This is a genomic window from Halorubrum rutilum (assembly GCF_042665015.1).
In the GTDB taxonomy this organism is placed as follows: domain Archaea; phylum Halobacteriota; class Halobacteria; order Halobacteriales; family Haloferacaceae; genus Halorubrum; species Halorubrum rutilum.
On record NZ_JBHTBL010000023.1, the window covers coordinates 1 to 2,974 of the forward strand.

Annotated in this window: 1 tRNA gene and 2 rRNA genes; all 3 read left to right on the forward strand. The window is 58.2% G+C overall.

Going from position 1 to position 2,974, the window contains the following annotated elements:
* The first annotated feature begins 126 nt into the window (after nt 1-126).
* A 16S ribosomal RNA gene (locus ACFQMF_RS15620) occupies nt 127-1,596 on the forward strand.
* 169 nt (nt 1,597-1,765) lie between these two features.
* Nucleotides 1,766-1,837: transfer RNA gene (locus ACFQMF_RS15625), tRNA-Ala, on the forward strand.
* Nucleotides 1,838-2,101: 264 nt separating this feature from the next.
* Nucleotides 2,102-2,974, forward strand: a 23S ribosomal RNA gene (locus tag ACFQMF_RS15630); the annotation flags it as partial.

Genomic DNA, 2,974 nt, shown 5'->3' on the forward strand with positions numbered 1-2,974 from the left:
TTCGGTGTCATCCAGGTCGCTGGCTGACCCGGACACCACATAGACCATGCAATGGTGTTTTGACTCACCGCGAGTCAAAACCCGCCAACACCCCCTCAGTGCCGGGAACCAGGCACTGAGGTATACATTCCGGTTGATCCTGCCGGAGGCCATTGCTATTGGGATTCGATTTAGCCATGCTAGTCGTACGAGTTCATACTCGTGGCGAATAGCTCAGTAACACGTGGCCAAACTACCCTTCGGACCGTCATACCCTCGGGAAACTGAGGTTAATAACGGATACCACAGTCCACCTGGAATGAGGACTGTGCCAACCGCTCCGGCGCCGAAGGATGTGGCTGCGGCCGATTAGGTAGACGGTGGGGTAACGGCCCACCGTGCCAATAATCGGTACGGGTCATGAGAGTGAGAACCCGGAGACGGAATCTGAGACAAGATTCCGGGCCCTACGGGGCGCAGCAGGCGCGAAACCTTTACACTGCACGCCAGTGCGATAAGGGAATCCCAAGTGCGTAGGCATAGAGCCTACGCTTTTGTCCACCGTAGGGAGGTGGACGAATAAGGGCTGGGCAAGACCGGTGCCAGCCGCCGCGGTAATACCGGCAGCCCGAGTGATGGCCGATCTTATTGGGCCTAAAGCGTCCGTAGCTGGCCGCACAAGTCCATCGGAAAATCCACCCGCTCAACGGGTGGGCGTCCGGTGGAAACTGTGTGGCTTGGGACCGGAAGGCGCGACGGGTACGTCCGGGGTAGGAGTGAAATCCCGTAATCCTGGACGGACCGCCGATGGCGAAAGCACGTCGCGAGAACGGATCCGACAGTGAGGGACGAAAGCCAGGGTCTCGAACCGGATTAGATACCCGGGTAGTCCTGGCCGTAAACAATGCCTGCTAGGTGTGGCTCCCACTACGAGTGGGTGCTGTGCCGTAGGGAAGCCGCTAAGCAGGCCGCCTGGGAAGTACGTCCGCAAGGATGAAACTTAAAGGAATTGGCGGGGGAGCACTACAACCGGAGGAGCCTGCGGTTTAATTGGACTCAACGCCGGACATCTCACCAGCATCGACTGTAGTAATGACGACCAGGTTGATGACCTTGTCCGAGCTTCAGAGAGGAGGTGCATGGCCGCCGTCAGCTCGTACCGTGAGGCGTCCTGTTAAGTCAGGCAACGAGCGAGACCCGCATCCTTACTTGCCAGCAGCACTGCGAAGTGGCTGGGGACAGTAGGGAGACCGCCGTGGCCAACACGGAGGAAGGAACGGGCAACGGTAGGTCAGTATGCCCCGAATGTGCTGGGCAACACGCGGGCTACAATGGTCAGGACAAAGGGTTCCAACTCCGAGAGGAGACGGTAATCTCAGAAACCTGATCGTAGTTCGGATTGTGGGCTGCAACTCGCCCACATGAAGCTGGATTCGGTAGTAATCGCGTGTCAGAAGCGCGCGGTGAATACGTCCCTGCTCCTTGCACACACCGCCCGTCAAAGCACCCGAGTGAGGTCCGGATGAGGCGCGTTCCACGCGTCGAATCTGGGCTTCGCAAGGGGGCTTAAGTCGTAACAAGGTAGCCGTAGGGGAATCTGCGGCTGGATCACCTCCACCGACCCGAGACCTCCCTTTGGGAGGCTCACCTTTCGACCGTCACCACGACGGTCACCACTCATGCATGGTCACGTGTCCGACCACCCACCGACCTGGACACCTACGAACGACCACGGCCCACACTACACACACGCGAAGACACCAGTTCCTTCCCAACGCGGGAAGGTGGGCTCATAGCTCAGCGGTAGAGTGCCTCCCTTGCAAGGAGGATGCCCTGGGTTCGAATCCCAGTGAGTCCATGTCCCCCAACGCGAATCCGTCCCCTTAAGTGGGAGACGCGGTTCCGTTGGGTTACGACGACCGATGCACCATCCCGGGAAACCGCGGATGGGAAGGGTTCGACGAACACCCCGCCAGGGTGATTCGATGACGACCGTGTATACGTGCGATCCAGACGTCCACTGAACTCAATCGAGTTCGTGGAACGTCAGTGAACCATATACAGTCGGGTGACATCTAGTCACACGACACCGTTGGAGGTTCCTTACGGAACCGCCCAACAACACTACTGGCTACTGTGCCAGCTGGTGAATGGCTCGGCTCGAGAGCCGACGAAGGACGTGCCAAGCTGCGAAAAGCTCGTGGGACCCGCATGGAGGGTAAGAACACGAGATCTCCGAATCGGAATCCGTTAACAATTGCTTCGCGCAATAGGGAACTCCCTGAATTGAAACATCTCAGTAAGGGAAGGACAAGAACGCAACCGCGATGTCGTCAGTAACCGCGAGTAAACGCGACACAGCCCAAACCGAAGGTCGTCAGACCAATGTGGTGTTCGGGTTGACAACCAAACCGCGACCCTCTCTCAGAAGTCTCCTGGAACGGAGCGTGATACAGGGTGACAACCCCGTACGAGAGTGCAGTACCGGTGGCGTCAATACCAGAGTAGCAGGGGTCGGATATCCTCTGTGAACGACTCAGGCATCCCCTGAGAAGGCTAAACACTCCTCGAGACCGATAGCGAACAAGTAGCGTGAGCGAACGCTGAAAAGCACCCCGAGAAGGGCGGTGCAATAGGGCCTGAAATCAGCTGGCGATCGAGCGACAGGGCGTACAAGGCGATTCTCAAAACGACCGAGGAGCGATCCTCCAGTAGGAAGAGAATCGAGCCGGCGTCGTGTCGTGCGTTTTGAAAAACGACCCAGGGAGTGCACTTGATTGGCGAGTCTAACCCGTGAACCGGGGAAGGCGCAGGGAAACCGATACGGCCGCAGCATTGCGAGGGCCACCGTGTTCAAGCGCGGGGAGTCAATCGGGTGCGACCCGAAACCAGGCGATCTATACGCAGGCAGGGTGAAGCGTGGCGAAAGCCACGTGGAGGCCCGTTAGAGGTGGTATTCTACAATATCCTCTCGTGATCTGCGCATAGGGGTGAA